Source organism: Phytohabitans aurantiacus (assembly GCF_027923225.1).
Classification (GTDB): Bacteria; Actinomycetota; Actinomycetes; order Mycobacteriales; family Micromonosporaceae; genus Phytohabitans; species Phytohabitans aurantiacus.
Genome location: NZ_BSDI01000042.1, coordinates 30,744 through 46,369, shown reverse-complemented (window position 1 = coordinate 46,369; position 15,626 = coordinate 30,744). Strand labels below are relative to the sequence as shown.

At 71.7% G+C, this 15,626-nt stretch carries 15 protein-coding genes; 5 read left to right on the top strand and 10 right to left on the bottom strand.

Annotated features, from left to right (window positions below; translation table 11 throughout):
• Positions 1-79: 79 nt before the first annotated feature.
• Genes QMG73_RS32645 through QMG73_RS32635 form a run of 3 tightly spaced genes read left to right on the top strand, consistent with a single transcriptional unit; the run spans position 80 to position 1,541 of the window.
• Positions 80-667, top strand: a complete 588-nt coding sequence (locus tag QMG73_RS32645; protein ID WP_281902158.1) for a hypothetical protein — start codon at positions 80-82, stop codon at positions 665-667.
• Between the two features lie 28 nt (positions 668-695).
• Complete coding sequence (locus tag QMG73_RS32640; RefSeq protein ID WP_281902157.1) at positions 696-1,151, top strand: MSMEG_6728 family protein; 456 nt, start codon at positions 696-698, stop codon at positions 1,149-1,151.
• A 12-nt stretch (positions 1,152-1,163) separates the two neighbouring features.
• Positions 1,164-1,541 carry a VOC family protein gene (locus tag QMG73_RS32635; RefSeq protein WP_281902155.1) on the top strand — a complete coding sequence of 126 codons (378 nt, stop codon included), beginning with the start codon at positions 1,164-1,166 and terminating at the stop codon, positions 1,539-1,541.
• A gap of 486 nt (positions 1,542-2,027) precedes the next feature.
• On the opposite strand, the gene QMG73_RS32630 is transcribed toward QMG73_RS32635, so the two are convergent.
• From QMG73_RS32630 to QMG73_RS32610, 5 genes are read right to left on the bottom strand one after another with little or no spacing between them, the layout of a single operon-like run.
• Complete coding sequence (locus tag QMG73_RS32630; RefSeq protein WP_281902153.1) at positions 2,028-2,633, bottom strand: response regulator transcription factor; 606 nt, start codon at positions 2,631-2,633, stop codon at positions 2,028-2,030.
• A gap of 37 nt (positions 2,634-2,670) precedes the next feature.
• Positions 2,671-3,744 carry a sensor histidine kinase gene (locus tag QMG73_RS32625; protein ID WP_281902151.1) on the bottom strand — a complete coding sequence of 358 codons (1,074 nt, stop codon included), beginning with the start codon at positions 3,742-3,744 and terminating at the stop codon, positions 2,671-2,673.
• 13 nt (positions 3,745-3,757) lie between these two features.
• A complete protein-coding gene (locus QMG73_RS32620; RefSeq protein WP_281902149.1) occupies positions 3,758-4,489 on the bottom strand; it encodes an ABC transporter permease in 732 nt (243 codons plus the stop codon).
• The gene (locus QMG73_RS32615) at positions 4,486-5,367 is read right to left on the bottom strand and encodes an ABC transporter ATP-binding protein (protein ID WP_281902147.1); all 882 of its coding nucleotides are present in this window, start codon (positions 5,365-5,367) and stop codon (positions 4,486-4,488) included. The genes QMG73_RS32620 and QMG73_RS32615 overlap by 4 nt, the downstream gene beginning before the upstream one ends.
• A 45-nt stretch (positions 5,368-5,412) precedes the next feature.
• Positions 5,413-6,405 carry an NAD-dependent epimerase/dehydratase family protein gene (locus tag QMG73_RS32610; RefSeq protein WP_281902145.1) on the bottom strand — a complete coding sequence of 331 codons (993 nt, stop codon included), beginning with the start codon at positions 6,403-6,405 and terminating at the stop codon, positions 5,413-5,415.
• A 160-nt stretch (positions 6,406-6,565) separates the two neighbouring features.
• Between QMG73_RS32610 and QMG73_RS32605 the strand changes: the two genes are divergently transcribed.
• Entirely contained in the window at positions 6,566-8,248 is a 1,683-nt protein-coding gene (locus QMG73_RS32605; RefSeq protein ID WP_281902142.1) for a putative bifunctional diguanylate cyclase/phosphodiesterase, read from the top strand.
• Positions 8,249-8,852: 604 nt separating this feature from the next.
• Here QMG73_RS32605 and QMG73_RS32600 read toward each other — a convergent pair.
• The 4 genes from QMG73_RS32600 to QMG73_RS32585 all read right to left on the bottom strand — a co-directional run bounded on the left by QMG73_RS32600 (position 8,853) and on the right by QMG73_RS32585 (position 14,265).
• The gene (locus QMG73_RS32600; protein ID WP_281902140.1) at positions 8,853-9,713 is read right to left on the bottom strand and encodes a S1C family serine protease; all 861 of its coding nucleotides are present in this window, start codon (positions 9,711-9,713) and stop codon (positions 8,853-8,855) included.
• Positions 9,714-9,977: 264 nt separating this feature from the next.
• The gene (locus tag QMG73_RS32595) at positions 9,978-12,026 is read right to left on the bottom strand and encodes a glycosyltransferase family 39 protein (protein WP_281902138.1); all 2,049 of its coding nucleotides are present in this window, start codon (positions 12,024-12,026) and stop codon (positions 9,978-9,980) included.
• Between the two features lie 42 nt (positions 12,027-12,068).
• The gene (locus QMG73_RS32590) at positions 12,069-13,556 is read right to left on the bottom strand and encodes a sensor histidine kinase (RefSeq protein ID WP_281902136.1); all 1,488 of its coding nucleotides are present in this window, start codon (positions 13,554-13,556) and stop codon (positions 12,069-12,071) included.
• On the bottom strand, positions 13,534-14,265 hold the full coding sequence (locus QMG73_RS32585; protein ID WP_281902268.1) for a response regulator transcription factor: 732 nt from the start codon (positions 14,263-14,265) through the stop codon (positions 13,534-13,536). Before QMG73_RS32585 ends, QMG73_RS32590 begins: the two co-directional genes overlap by 23 nt.
• Before the next feature lie 138 nt (positions 14,266-14,403).
• On the opposite strand from QMG73_RS32585, the gene QMG73_RS32580 reads away from it, so the two are divergent.
• Positions 14,404-15,192, top strand: a complete 789-nt coding sequence (locus tag QMG73_RS32580; protein ID WP_281902134.1) for an FAD:protein FMN transferase — start codon at positions 14,404-14,406, stop codon at positions 15,190-15,192.
• A 5-nt stretch (positions 15,193-15,197) separates the two neighbouring features.
• Here the strand turns inward: QMG73_RS32580 and QMG73_RS32575 are convergent, their stop codons facing one another.
• On the bottom strand, positions 15,198-15,620 hold the full coding sequence (locus QMG73_RS32575) for a PIN domain-containing protein (protein WP_281902132.1): 423 nt from the start codon (positions 15,618-15,620) through the stop codon (positions 15,198-15,200).
• Positions 15,621-15,626 lie beyond the last annotated feature (6 nt).

Sequence of the window (15,626 nt, the reverse complement as noted above, 5' to 3'; positions counted from 1 at the left end):
CCACGGACCGGTACCGGAATGGTGACCGGGTCCTTACGTGCGTGGACCAGAGAGCGCTCGGGGCCGTATCACCATTGTCATGGAACTCAATCGCCTGTATCGCGTGGCCGGCACCGCCGGCCTCGCCTGCGCCCTGTTGCTGGCGGTCAATGCCGCCCGCCGGTCCGGCGCCCTGCCGGAAAACGACCTGACCCACGCCATCGCGCCGTTCGCCGCGCTGTTCGGCCTGTTCGCGCTCAGCGGCCTGTACCTCTGGCAGCGCGCCGAGGCGGGCGTGCTCGGCTGTATCGGTTACGGCCTCAACGCGGCCGGGTTGGCCGGTGCTTTCGCCATCGAGTACACCCTCCACTTTGTCTTCCGGTACCTCGACGACGGTGTCGTGGATGGACTGGTCGAAGGCGCGACAGGCATGGCGTTCCGGGCGACCGCACTCGTACTCATCACCGGCACCGTCCTCTTCGGAGTGTCGAGCTGGCGCGCCAGGAGGCTGCCCGCCGTCGCCGTAGCTCTCTACACCGCCGGCATGGTCCCCGGTTCACTGCGCAACGCCGTACCCGAGCCCGTCTACCTGGGCGGCCTCCTTCTAGCGGCGGTAGGCGTGGGCTGGCTCGGGTGGACGCTGATCGGACGGTCAGCCGCCACGCGACAAGACCCGGTACCGGCCTGAAAGCCGCCTGACTGGGTACTACCCGGATGTGCAGACCTTCCTGCCGTTCCCGGACTTCGCCGCCACCGCCGCGGTGCTGGACGGGCGCCGCCTCGGCAAGCAGCGCGTCGAGGCGCTCCAGGTGCTGCGCGCGCTGACCGTGCCCGGGTACGGGTGGCGGCACCACCCGGTCGCGAAGATGTGGACGGGGTACCTGGAGGGCCTGGTCCGGTACGGACTCGAGATCTGCACCGCCTGGACAGCCGGCGGCCGTGGCGACACGGTCGCCGGCACGCTCGTCTCCGAGTACGGCCGGAAGCCGCGCGACCAGGCCGCGCTGGCGGTCGCCGGCGAGTTACCGCCGTGGCTCGGCCAGGACGACGTCCACCGCAGCCACCGTTCGTCGTTGCTGCGCAAGGATCCCGCGTTCTACCGGCCGCTGTTCGGCGCCGACCTGCCCGACGACCTGCCGTACGTATGGCCGCTGTCTGACCGCCTACCGTGAGAGGAACCCGCGATGCCCAGCCAGATTGCACAGTGGACACTCGATGTTTACGACGTCGACCTGATGGCCAGGTTCTGGTCCGAAGCGCTCGGCTACGACATTGACAAGGCCGACGACGGCAACGTACACCTGCTGCCGCCGGACGGCGCCCCACCGGGCGCGCCCACGATCTGGCTCCAGCCAACCGATTCCGCCAAGCGCGACAAGCTCCGCGGCCACCTCGACCTCGCCGTCGAGCGCGACCCGGCGGCCGAGGTGGAGCGGCTACTCGCGCTCGGCGCCCGGCGGGCCGACGTGGGCCAGACGGGCGACGAGCCGTTCACCGTGCTGGTCGACCCGGAGGGCAACGAGTTCTGCCTCCTGGACCGCCCACCCGCCTATCCCCGCTGAGAAACCCTGCAAATCACGAGCTCTTGAGCTACCGCGACGCCCGCCGCGCGCCATGCCCGTTGCTCCCGCGGCCTCACCCACCGCCGTCCCACGACCAACCCCGATCGGGGTTGGGCTTGCACCGCGCAGGGTGAGGCCGCGGGAGCAACGGCCTCGACCACGACGCACGTCGCGGGAGCCCATATCTCGAACCTGACCTCGAGAGCTCCACAGCGCGCCCAACCCTGCGCGCCCCGGGCGCCCACCGCGCACCCAACCCGCGACCCGCGCCTCCAACCCGCGCGACTGGCACGCTTCGCAGCACCACCGGGCGGCCGCACGCTCCGCGATCAAGGCCATTCGCATCGATCAAGGGCAAAAACACGCGGAAAAGAGATCAAACCACGTGCATTTGCCCTTGATCGGCGGCAAAGGGGGCCGGGGGGCGCGCGGCGGGCAGGGGGGCGCGCGGCGGGCACGGCGGGCACGCGGCGGGGGCGGCGGGGGTTAGAGCCAGCCGCGTTCGTCCGCCAAGCGGACCGCTTCCGCGCGGGTGCGGGCGCCGGTCTTGCCGATCGCGGCCGACAGATGGTTACGCACCGTGCCCTCGGACAGCGACAGCGTCGCTGCCACATCAGCCACCGTTCCGCCGTCCCGTGCCGCGCGCAGCACGTCCGTCTCGCGCTGCGTCAAGGGGCTGTCGCCGCTCGCGAGCGTCTCCGCGGCCAGCCCAGGGTCCACCACGCGCAGGCCCGACGCGACCCGGCGGACGGCGTCGGCGAGTTGGCGGGCCGGGGTGTCCTTGACCACGAACCCGCTCGCGCCCGCCGCCATCGCCCGCCGAAGATAGCCAGGCCGGCCGAACGTGGTCACCACCAGCACCCGGCAGGCGGGCAGGGCGGCCCGGAGGGCGGCGGTCGCCGCGATGCCGTCGAGGCCGGGCATCTCGACGTCGACCAGCGCTACGTCGGGCCGGGTGCGGCGGGCGGCGTCGACGACCTCGTCGCCGCGGCCGACCTCGGCCACCACCTCCAGGTCGGGCTCCAACGACAGCAACGCGGCCAGCGCGCCACGCACGAGAGCCTGATCATCCGCGAGCAGCAACTTGATCACGCGCGCCCTCGGGAAGACCGCCGGACACCAGCCAGCATCACGGCACCCGTACCCGAAGTGTGAACCCCTGCCCCCGTACCGAGGAAACAGCCAGCGACCCACCCGCCGCCGCCACCCGCTCGCCGAGCCCGGCGAGCCCGCGCCCTGACGACGCGCCGGCACCGCCGCCGTCGTCGGAGACCTCGATCTCCGATGGGGTGACCCGGATGCGGCAGCGCTTGGCCCCGCTGTGCCGCACCACGTTCGTCACGCCCTCCCGCACCACCCAGCCGAACAGCTCGCGCCGCGCCGCCGGCACCGCGTCGACGTCGTCGGGCAGGTCGGCCTCGATGCCGGCGGCGTCGAGGGCGGCTCGCGCACCGGCGAGCTCCGCCGCGAGCGCCACCTCAACGTACCCGGCGACCGCCGCCCGCACGTCGCGCAACGCCTGGCGGGCCAGGCGTTCCACGTCACCGATCTCGTTTTCGGCCCGCTCCGGCGCCAGCCGCACGAGCCGCCCGGCCAGCTCCGCCTTGACGGCGACGACGGTGAGCGAGTGGCCGAGCAGGTCGTGCAGGTCCCGGGCGAATCGGTTCCGCTCGTCGACGACGGCCAGCCGCGCGATCTCCTCGTGTGCCGCGGCGAGCTCGGCATTGCGCTGGAGCATCTGGATCACGCCCCACACCACGAGGCAACCCAGGAAGATCGAGAAGCTGAGGTCGTACCGGATCTTCCAGCCGGGCACCGCGAGCGGCACGGCGACCGGCACCGCGATGAGCAGTCCCGCGATGGTCAGCGCCGGCCGCCGGGGCAGGCTGAACAGGGCAGTGACCGCCACGAACGTCAGCATTCCCAGCGCGCTCTCGCCGATGGCCGGCGTGATCGCGACGGTCAGCAGGGCCAGCGCGCCGACCGCGGCCCAGCCGATCGGCTCCGGCACCGGCTCGCCGGCCAGGCGGGCGCGGCGGAGCCGGGCGAAGAACGCCACGAACACCGCCGCGAACAAGCCGACCACCACGACGCCGAGCACGCGCACCGCGCCGTCGTCGTCCTGCCAGGTCTGGGCGAGGGGCTCGATGAGGTACACGAGCCAGATGCCCGACCAGAGCCAGAAGAACCGTCCACGCGCCACGCGGTCACGCTACCTACGCCCGTGCGGTGTCGGCGCGGAACCGGCTCAGCGCCACGAGGGCGAGCGCCACCGTCCAGCCGAGCAGTACCAGGACCGCGTGCACACCGAGCGAGCCGTGGAACAGCGGGCTGCGCGCCACCTGGCCGACCCAGTACGCGGGCGTGAGCTCGGCGACGTCGCGCATCAGCCGCGGCATGGTCTCGACCGGCACCCACAGCCCACCGAACGCCGCCAGCAGCATGTAGAGCAGCCCCGACACCTGCTGCACGCTGTCCGGCTTGGCGACGTAGCCGACGACCACGCCGAGCGCCGCGAACGGCAGCGCGCCCAGCCACGAGCCCAGCGCCACGAGCGCCCACGTGCCGGCGGGCAGCCGCACGTCGAGCGCGACCGCGCCCAGCACGTACACGATGAGCAGCGGCGGCAGCGTCATCAGCAGCGACAGCATCACCTTGATCGCCACGTACCGGCCGGGGCGCAGCGGGGTGAGCCGCAGTTGACGGTTCCAGCCGATGCCGCGCTCGACGGCGATCGAACCGCCGCCGCCGATGGCCGTCGACATCGAGCCGAAGATGCCCAGGCTCACCATCAGGTACGCGGTCGCCGACACGCCCCCGATCTCCTGGTCCTTGTTGAGCCCGCCGAAGATCAGCAGCAGGATCGCGGGCATCAGCATACTGAAAATGAGCACTCGGCGGTTCCGGAGCAGCCGCCGGACCTCCATCCGCAGGTACGTGGTGTTCATGCCGCCGCTCCTTCCAGGGTTAGCGCTACGAACGCGTCCTCCAGGCCGCGTCCGGTGACCTCGATGTCGCGGGCGTCCGTCGCGGCGAGCAGCGCGCGCAGCGCGGCGGCCGAGTCGTGGCAGGTCAGGAGCACGGCTTCGCCGCGCCCTTCGGCCTGGTCGACGCCGGGGAGAGCCGCGAGAGCGGCCAGGTCCGCGCCGGGCAACGTGGCCCTGATGGTACGGCCGGCCGCGAGCCCTTTGATCTGCGAAGCGGTACCGTCCGCGACCACCTTGCCGGCCCGCATGAAGACGATCCGGTCGGCGTACGCGTCGGCCTCGTCCAGGTAATGGGTGGCGAACAGCACCGTGCGACCCTGTGCGGTCTCCTCGTGCATCGCCGACCAGAACGCGCGCCGGGCCTCCGGGTCGAGCCCGGTGGTCGGCTCGTCGAGCACGATGAGTTCCGGGTCGGCGACCAGCGCCATCGCGAACCGCACCCGCTGCTGCTGTCCGCCGGACAGCCCGGCGATCCGGCGCTTGGCCAGGTCGGCGATGCCGGCTCGGCGCAGTACCTCCGGTACCGGCCGTGCCTTGCCGTGCAGCGAGGCGGTCAGCTCGACGATCTCGGCGACGGTCAGGTCGGGCAGCAGCCCACCGGACTGCAGCAGCGCGCCGACCTTGCCCCGCGCGATCGCCGTGGCGGGCGGCATCCCGAAGAGGGTGGCGCTGCCCTCGTCCGGCCGGGCCAGCCCGAGCAGCAGGTCGATCGTGGTGGACTTGCCGGCGCCGTTCGGCCCGAGCAGCGCCACCACCTCGCCGGAGCGGATTTCCAGATTGAGCCCGTCGACGGCGGTGACGGCCCCGTACCGCTTGACCAGGTTACGAAGAACAATCATGGGACGATCGTGTCCCCGGCGAGCGCTACGGCAGGCTGCCCGCCGTCACCCCGCGCCCATGACGGATGTCATGGTCCGCCGGTACCAGTAGAAGGTGCGGCGCACGCCCTCCTCCAGGCTGACCCCGGGCTCGAGCCCGATCAGCCGGCGGATCTTCGTCAGGTCGGGGATGCGGTGGGCGGTCGAGCCTCGCGGTGGCGGCTGCGCCACGACACGCGCCTTGACCCCGGCCACCCGCAACACGAGTTTCGCCAGGTCACCGACGCTGGTCTCGGCGCCACCGTTTCCAATGTGGACGATCTCGCCGGCCGCCGCGGGGGTGTCGACGAGCCGCAGCATCGCCGCGATCGCGTCGTCGACGTACATGAAGGAGCGCTGCCGGTGCGGACCCGGCACCGGAAACGGGTCCACCCCGCGCAGCGCGCGCAGGCACATCTGCGGGATGAGCTCGTCGACCGGCATCCGCGGCCCGTACACGTCGTAAAGGCGTCCAATCACGACCCGGCACCGTCCCGCGCGGGCGCCGTGCAGCAGCGCGGCCTCCGCCGCCAGTCTGCTGGCCGCGTACGCCGACCGCGGCGCCGCCAGATCGCCGATCATGACCGGATCGGTCTCGTCCGTCGGTACCGGCACCACGCCCGCGTCGACGCCGTCCGCGTGCACCTCGCCGGAGGACGCGAAGAAGATCTTGTCGTTGGGGCCGGCCCAGTCGAGCAGGTGCAGGGCCGCGAGGGCCTGCCCGCGTACCGCCCGGACCGGGTCGGCGTCGATCGCCCTCGGCGTCGGCACGTCTCCGAGCAGGTAGATCTGCTCCCACTCGCGAGGCAACGCGGCCCAAGTGTCCACGTTGGTCAGGTCACCGGAAAGCACCTCGACATTGCGATTACCGGTGGTTGTGCGCGACTTGGGCACGTTGGCGACGATCACCACCCGGAACCCCTCGGCTACCAACCGTCGCGCCAGGTGCGTCGCCAGGAAGTCCATGCCACCCAGCACGAGCACCTTCTTGCGCAGGCTCATCGCCCCGCCACTGTTCACCGCGCCTCTTACCCCTCGAGCCCCCACAGCCGTGGCCGACGGTACCAACGTGGCCGCCCACCTCCCAGTCTTCTTAGTGTTCCCTAATTGACTGGTTCCGCATTCTGGGACGTTGGCGGGCGGGTGCCCCGAAGCCGAAGTGGCGGTAGCCTAGTGCGCGATGGCCGGGGAGATGGCGCCGTTCACCCAAGAGTGGGCGCGCGCGTTACAGGGCACGTCATGCGCGCCGCTGACACGCGGCGAGCGGTTGACGCTCGTCGATCGCCTCGCCACTGTGCTGGTCACGGCGATCGAGGCCGAGCCGTTCGACCCGGCGGCCGGCTCCACAGTGGCCACTGAGCTGGTCGCCGCCGGATTCCAGACCCCCGAGACGCTCGGCCGCACCATCGCCGTCCTCCAATCCAGACTGTCCGGCGACCCGGCCCGCGTCGGCCAACTGCTCGACGCGCTCTCCACCGGCTTCGCGCGGGCGCTGCGCGACCACACCCTCGACGCGCAAGACACGCTCAGGCACGCCGCGCTCGCCGCGCGGATCAAGGCCGAGGCGGCGCTGCGGGAGAGCGAGAGCCGTTTCCGGTACGCCGCGCTGCACGACGCCCTCACGACGCTGCCGAATCGCACCTTCTTCGCCCGTGCCCTCGAACACGCCTGCTCCGACCCGCGCAGGGGCGTCCGGCTGGGCGTCTGCTTCCTCGGCCTCGACCGTTTCCAGGCCGTCAACGACAGCCTGGGCCACCAGGTCGGCGACCACCTGCTCCACGAGGTCGGCGCCCGCCTCGCCACCCTCGCCGCCAACCCGTCGCGGCTGGTCGCCCGGCTCGGCGGCGACGAGTTCGCCATCCTGATCGAGGAGACCACCTGCACCGACGACGCCGTCAAGGTGGCCGACAAGGCACTCGCGCTGCTCGCCGACCCGGTACTGGTCGACGGCCACGCCCTGCGAGTATCGGCCAGCGCCGGCGTCGTCGAGCGCCCCGTCGAAGGCTCCGACCCGGCCGACCTCATGCGCGCCGCCGACCTCACACTGCACTGGGCTAAAGCCGACGGCAAGGGCGCGTGGGCCGTCTTCGACCCGGCTCGCAACGCGGCCGACGTCGCCCGGTACCGGCTCTCCGCCGACATGCCCGGCGCCCTCGACCGCGGCGAGTTCACCCCCTTCTACCAGCCGCTCGTCGACATCGCCGACGGCACCGTCATGGGCGTCGAGGCGCTGGCCCGCTGGCGGCACCCGCGCCTCGGCCTGCTCGAAGCCGGCCACTTCATCGGCCTCGCGGAAAACACCGGCCTGATCGTGCACCTGGGCCGCCACCTGCTGGCACAGGCCTGCCGCGACGCCACCCGCTGGCCCGACCACACCTTCGTGAGCGTCAACCTGGCGGTCCGCCAGATCCGCCAGCCCGGCCTCGCCGCCCAGGTCGCCGCCATCCTCGACGACACCGGCCTGCCCGCCGGACGCCTCCAACTCGAAATCACCGAAGACGCGGTGATGGACATCGACGACGACAGCGTCGACACGTTGCGAGCCCTGGCGGACCTGGGCGTACAGATCGCCATCGACGACTTCGGCACCGGCTACTCCAACCTCGCATACCTGTGCGACCTGCCGGTACACGGATTGAAGCTGGCCGGCCGCTTCCTGAAGGGCCGCCGCCCCCGCGGCGAGGTGGACCCGACGCGCGAAGCCATCCTGAGCACCCTGGTCACGTTGGGTCACAAGCTGGGGCTGAGCGTTACGGCCGAAGGCGTCGAGACACCCGCGCAAGCGCGGCGGCTCCGCGCGATCGGCTGCGATTTGGGTCAGGGCTGGCTGTGGGGCCGCCCAGTCCCCACCCCCACCTTCTAACGGCACCCCGCCCGCGCGGCCCTTTTCCGTCGATCAAGGGCGAATGCACGTGGTTGGATCTCTTTTCCGCGTGCATTCGCCCTTGATCCATGCGAATGACCTTGATCGACGGGCCGCGACCAGCTCCCTCGCCCGCCCACGACCCCAACTGCCGGCCCACCGCCGCGCCGGGCCGCAGATCCGCGGGCCGGCTCGCCGCCGCGCCGGCCGGAGTGGCCTCCGCCATCGCCGCGCGCCGCTATCCGCTCTATCCCCAGGTCCCCGAGTCTGTGGCGATTGGCTGCCCCAAGAGGGGCAGCCAATCGCCACAGACGCCGCCAACGCCCAGATCTTGGAGCCCGACCGTCGCCAGAGCAACGCTCCCGCTCCAAGGTCCGACGTGGACGGCCGCGGCACGGCCCAGCACGGCCCATGCACCGCCTCGTGCGAGGCCCGAACGACCCGCCGGCCCGAACGGATCGCCGATCCAACCGACGCCGCGCGAAAGCTTGCGGCGGCCCGCCCAGGACCGCGCCGGCATGAGGGCCGCGCTGGTCACCGCGGACGGCAGGTGCTCGGCGTTGGCGAGGAGAGGCGGGGCCAGGCGAGGAGCCGCTACCGCGGCTCAGGTGGTCAGGCGGGTCGCGACCGCCGTCGCGGTGTCGATCGGGATCGCGAACCCGACCCCGATGTTGCCGCCGTCCTCACTTGTCGTGGCGATCGCCACCGTGATGCCCACGACTTGGCCCGCCGAGTTGACCACCGGACCGCCCGAGTTGCCCGCGTTGATCGGCGCGTCGGTCTGGATGAGGCCGCTCATGTCGCTGCCGCCGGACTCCGACACCTCACGGTCCACAGCGGACACGATGCCCGCCGTCACCGTGCCTTCGAGGCCGAGCGGGCTGCCGAACACCAGTACCGAGTCGCCCACCGCCAGGTTCGAGCTGGTGCCGAGCGTCGCTGGCGTGAGGTCGGAGACGCCTTCGGCCCGCAACACCGCGATGTCCGCGGCGGCGTCGCGGCCGACGAGGGTGGCATCGACGGTACGGCCATCCGACAGCTCCACCGTGATCGTGCCGCCGGACTCGACGACGTGACTGTTCGTCATGATCAGGCCATCGACGCTGAGTACCACGCCAGAGCCTTCGGCCTCGCCCTCGCGCGACGTTACCCGGATGGTCACCACGCTCGGCGAGACCTTGGCGACGATCTGGGCCGGTGTGTAAGTCCCGCCGGTGGAGACGGACGTCGCGGTGACAGTGTTGGTCGTGGTGGGCGACGCACTCGCGAACTGGGTAGCGAGCAGCCCACCGCCGACGCCGCTCGTGACGGCGAGTGCGGTAGCGACGGCCGCGGCCAGCATCCGCCGCCGCCACAAGCTGGGCGCGGGCGCCGGACCGAGCGCCACCGCGGCCATAGGCGCCGCGGGCGACCAGTGCGCGGAGGGGACGGACACGGGCTCGGGCTGGGAGATCGTCTCGTTCATACGTCCACCTTGGACGCGGCGGTTGGAAAGCCCCTTCGCGCCCGCTGTGCGGTCCCTGTGCATCCCTTGCCCGGTCCCCGCCTCGCCCCGCCGATCGAGGAAAACCCCAACGATCAAGGGCAAATGCACGCGGAAAAGAGATCCAACCACGTGCATTCGCCCTTGATCGGCGAGGAGAGAGAGCGGGCCGGGCGCGCGGACGCGGGCCGCCGGGCGCGGACCGCCGGGCGCGGACCGCCGGGCGCGGACCGCCGGGCGCGGGGGCTATGGGGTCAGGTTGTAGATGGTTTGGGCGCCCACGGTCTGGGCCGTGTACGTGTCGGCTACCCACGCGGCGATCTCCTGGGAGTCCTGGCTGCCACCGTTGGCGCGGAAGCCGTTACCGCCCACGAAATAGTGGATTTTCCCCTCCGCCACGTACTGCTTGAACTGCTCCAGTGTCGGCGACGGGTCGCTGCCGTTGAAACCACCCACAGCCATCACCGGCAGCCCGGTGCCCAACTGCAGCCCGGCCGCGTTGTTGGAACCTACAGTGGCGGCCACCCATGTGTACTGGTCACTGTTCGCCTCCAGCAAGCTCTTCAGCTCAGCGTTCGGCTCCTGCGCGTTCAGCAGACCACCCATGCCGCCGCCCCGCGCACCACCGCCACCGCGGGTCGCGCCGCCGCCCGGAGAGCCAGGAGAGCCAGCGGCCCCGCCTTGAGCACCGCCCGGGAAGGCAGGCGCCTGCCCACCACCCCGAGTGCCGCCACGAAACCCGCCCGGCCCGCCAGCACCGCCAGGCCCGCCACCAAAACCACCACCAGGACCGCCACCCTGCACCGACGGACCAGCGGTCGGGATCGCTCCACTGTGGGCGGTCGACGCCGTGTTGAACGAGTACCCGGCCGGACCCGCCAGTGCGGCGGCGACCGCCGCGGCCAGGCCGGCTGTGGCGGCGTACCGGGGCAATCGTCCGGCGACGAGCAGCAAGGCCGCCGCGGCCAGGCCCCCGGCGAGCACCGCGACCCGCAGCCACGGGTGCCAGTCTGGGCTGCGGCCCAGCAGCGCCCACGACCACAATGCGGTGACCGCCACCGTAGCCGCTAGCACCGCCGCCGCGACAGGGCTCCGACGGCGCTGCCACAAAAGCACTCCGCCTGTACCGACAACCGCTCCGACCGCCGGCGCGAGTGCGACCGTGTAGTACGCGTGGAAGATGCCCTCCATGAAACTGAATACCAGCCCGGTGACCAGCAGCCAACCGCCCCACACGATCAGCGAGGCGCGCACGAGGTCGGTGCGCGGCCGGCGCAACGTCACAGCAATGCCGGCGGCAAGCAGGAGCAATGCGGCGGGCAGGAGCCAAGCAATCTGCCCACCGATCTCCGAGTCGAACAGGCGCGTCAATCCGGCCTGGCCCCAGTTGCCGCCGTTGCCACCACCGCCGCCCACGCTGCCCGGCTGCTCGCCGGTGATCCGGCCCAGCCCGTTGTAGCCGAGGGTCAGTTCGAGGATGCTGTTGCCCTGCGAGCCGCCGATGTAGGGGCGCATCGAGGCGGGCACAAGCTCCACAATGGCCACGTACCAGCCGGCCGACAGCACCAGCGCGAGCCCCGACAGCAGCAGGTGCCCGATGCGCCGGCCGATGCCGGTGGGTGCGGCGATCAGGTACGCCAGCGCGAACGCCGGCACCACCAGCAGAGCCTGCAACATCTTGGTCAGGAACGCGAACCCGATGAACACGCCCGCCAGCGCCAGCCACCGCGCGCTCGCCTTCTCGACCGCCCGCACCGTGGCGTACGCGCCGAGCACCATCAGCAGCACCAGCAGCGCGTCCGGGTTGTTGAAGCGGAACATCAGTGTCGCCACCGGCGTCAGCGCCAGTACCGCACCCGCCAGCAGACCGGCCGCCGGCCCCGACACCCGCTTCACCGTCGCGTACAGCGCGCCGACCGACGCGACACCCAGCAGCGCCTGCGGCACAAGGATCGACCACGAGCTGAGCCCGAACACCCGTACCGACAGGGCCATCAGCCACAACGACGCCGGTGGTTTGTCCACTGTGATCGAATTGGCGGCGTCGGAAGAGCCGTAAAACAACGCCTTCCAGCTCGCCGAGCCGGCCTGCGCGGCGGCGGAGTAGAACGAGTTGGCCCAGCCGGACGCGCCGAGGCTCCACAGATACAGCACGGCGGTGCCGAGCAGCAGAGCCGCCAGCGCGGGCCGGACCCATCGAGGCTGGCTCGCCGGCGAGGTCGGGTCCGCGGGCGGCTGGTCAGGCACCAGCGGCTGTTCGGGCACCACGTCGAGAGAGGTCACGGTGAGGCTCATGGTGGCCCAGGCTTGCTCGCCACCCTGCATGTCACCACAGCGTCAGCTATGTCCGGGCTGTGAGCCCGGCAGCCGCACTGTGAACTCCGTGTGTCCCGGCCGGCTCACCACCGACACCGTGCCGTGGTGCGCCTCGACCACCGCCGCGACGATCGCCAGGCCCAGCCCGGTGCTGCCGGCCGCTCGCGACCGCGAGCTGTCGCCGCGCGCGAACCGCTCGAAAACCTCCGCCTGCAGGTCCGCCGGGATGCCGGGGCCGTTGTCGGTCACCCTGATCATCGTGTACCCGTCGGGAGCCGCCCACAGCGACGACGTCACCACCGTGCCGGGTGGAGTGTGTGTACGGGCGTTCGCCAGCAGGTTCGCGATCACCTGGTGCAACCGCGGCGCGTCGCCGGGGACGCTGACGGCCTCCTCGGGTACGTCCAGCCGCCAGCGGTGCTCGGGGCCCGCCACGTGCGCGTCGCTGACCGCGTCGACGAGCAGCGCCGACAGGTCGACCGGCTTGTCCTCCAGCGGCCGCCCCGAGTCGAGCCGGGCGAGCAGCAGCAGGTCGTCGACCAGCGTGGTCATCCGGGCGCTCTCCGACTCCACCCGGCGCAGGGCGTGCGCCACATCGGGCGGGACAGCCTCGCGGCCCCGGCGGGTGACCTCCGCGTACCCCCTGATGGCTGCCAAAGGGGTGCGCAGCTCGTGGCTGGCGTCCGCCACGAACTGGCGTACCCGAGTCTCGCTTGCCTGCCGCGCGGCGAGCGCGTTGGCCACGTGACCGAGCATGCGGTTGAGCGCGGACCCGACCTGGCCGACCTCGGTGCGTGGATCGGTGTCGGCCTCCGGCACGCGGACCGACAGCGCGACCTCGCCGCGGTCGAGCGGCAGCTCGGCGACGCGGCTCGCGGTCGCGGCGACCCGGCGCAGCGGCCGCAGCGACGCCCCGATGATGAGCGCCCCGATGCCGGCGGCGAGCAACACCCCGCCCGCGACCACAGGGACCCCGACCCCCACCACGCGCAGTACGGTCGCCGTCGCGGTTCCGCGCGGCACCGCGACGACGTAGGTGTACCCGTCGTTGCACAGCACAGCCGCGGCACGGTAGGTGCCGAGATCGGGCACCTCCACGGTGTGGATCTTGTTGTCCGCCGCCACCTGGCTGAGGATCGCCGTCTGGGCCTCGGAAGCCGGGGTGTTCTCGCTGAACGCCGTCAGGTGCGCGACGCCGGAATCCTTCACCTGCGTCCCGCTGAGCTTCACGACCACGGTGCCCGCCGGCTGACCGGGTGACAGCAGCGGCCGCTGCTGATCGGGCCGGCCCTTCCCGCCGTCGCCCTTCGGGGGCTGCTCGACGAACCGGTTCGCCCCCGAGATGACCTGGGCGTCGATCTGGTCGTACAGGTAGTCGCGCAGGGACAGCGTGGTCACCACGCCGATGATCAGAGACACGATCGCCAGCAGCGCCACCATCGTGGCGATCAGGCGTGCGCGGAGCGACAGGCTCCCCAGCCGGCTTTTACTCAGCTGGTTTGAGGACATAGCCCGCGCCCCGCAGCGTGTGGATCATCGGTGGGCGCCCGGCGTCGATCTTCTTGCGCAGGTACGAGATGTAGAGCTCGACGACGTTGGCCTGCCCGCCGAAGTCGTAGTTCCACACCCGGTCCAGGATCTGCGCCTTGCTCAACACCCGGCGCGGGTTGCGCATCAGGAAACGCAGCAACTCGAACTCGGTCGCCGTCAGCGTCACCAGGTCGCCGCCGCGGCGCACCTCGTGGCTGTCCTCGTCGAGGCTGAGGTCGCCGACGACCAGGGTCGCGTCGTCGCGTACCGTGCCGACGCCCGCCCGGCGCATCAGCGCCCGCAGCCGCGCGACCACCTCTTCCAGGCTGAACGGCTTCGTGACATAGTCGTCGCCGCCCGCCGTGAGCCCGGCGACCCGGTCCTCCACGGCGTCGCGGGCGGTGAGGAACAGCACCGGCACGTCGGGCGAGTTCCCGCGCATGCGGCGCAGCACCTCCAGCCCGTCGAGGTCGGGCAGCATGACGTCGAGGACCACGGCGTCCGGTTCGAACTCCTTGGCAAGGCGCACAGCGCTCATCCCGTTGGGGGCCGTGCGGACCTGCCACCCCTCGTAGCGCAGCGCCATCGACAACAGGTCGGTGAGGGTCGGTTCGTCGTCGACAACGAGCACCCGCACCGGCTCGCCGTCGTGGCGGCGCAGCTCGGGGCCGGCCTGCCGCGTGTTCATGCTCATCACGTCCTTCATGCTGGCCGCGCCGGCTGTGCCAACCCTAAGCCGTTTCTGTGCGCCGCCTGTGAGGATTTCACAGGTCGGGCACAGCTTGACCCTAGGGCCGCCCCAGCCGCCGCGCGCAGGCTTCGTGGCATGGATGACCTACGGGTGGCGGTCACGGACCTTCGCGTCGCGGTCACGGATCCGAGCGCGCTGCGCGCGGCCCGCAAGCTGGCACAGGCGCGGATCTCCGAGGCGCGCGTCGCGCTCGGTCGGGAGCTTTCCCGGGTACACCTTGCGCCCGGCCGCCCCGTGCGACTGAGCCCGGTGCTCGCCGACCTGGTCGAGGCGGCTCTGGATGCCGCGAAACGCACCGGGGGCGACGTCGATCCGACGGTGGGCACGGCGCTGCTGCGGCAACGGTACGGCCAGCGGCGCCCGTGGCTTCCCGCGTGCGGCTCGGTGCTTTCGGCACCGGCCGCACCCGTCCCCGGCTGGCGGCGCGTACGGCTCGACGAGGGCCAGCTCACGCTGCCGCCCGGGGTGGTCCTGGACCTGGGCGCGACCGCGCCGGCACGTATCGCCGAGCGCTGCGCCGAACAGATCGCCGTGCGATACGGCGTGGGCGCACTCGTAGCGCTCGGCGGCGACGTGGCCACCGCCGGCCCAGCACCAGCCGGCGGCTGGCGGGATGGGGCGATCACGTTGCCGCACGGCGGCGCGATCGGCACGTCGTCCGCCCAGGTCCTGGACCCCCGCACCGGCGCACCCGCGACACGGGTGTGGCGCCGAGTGACGGTGGTGGCGCAGAGCTGCCTGACCGCGACGGCGCTAGCGACAGCGGCCCAAGTCCGAGGCGAAGACGCCAGACACTGGCTGGCCGCCCTCCCCGTACAGGCCCACCTGGACCCGCTCGGTGGAACCAGGGCCAACGCCGCCTGAGACCCTCAGGGCAACAGGTTGAGCGCTGGCGTATGCGCTGGCACGATCGACCGGAAGTGCCGATGATCGAGCATCGCGACCTCGTTGACCTTGAGCCGCTCAGCGAGCGCGATGACCGAGGCGTCGGCGATACCGAGCGGGAAGCCGCGGTACTGCCGCATGAGCTCGCCCATCCGCACCAGATCGACCTCCGTACACGAGGTCTGCTCAAGGTCACCGGTCTCGCCCATCTCCTCCCGGAGGACGTCCTTCGCCCGAGCACCAAGGTCTGTCGACGGCCCGTCGAAGGTGCGCAGTACCCGGAAGCGGCTGGGCGGAGGCGAATTGACCAGGCGAAGGGCGTGACGCCGGATCACTTCCGCCTGGTCAGGCGCCAGGCGATCGATGATCTCGTGCAGGTCGCTGTAGTCATCGTGTGCGGCGGTCATCGCGAC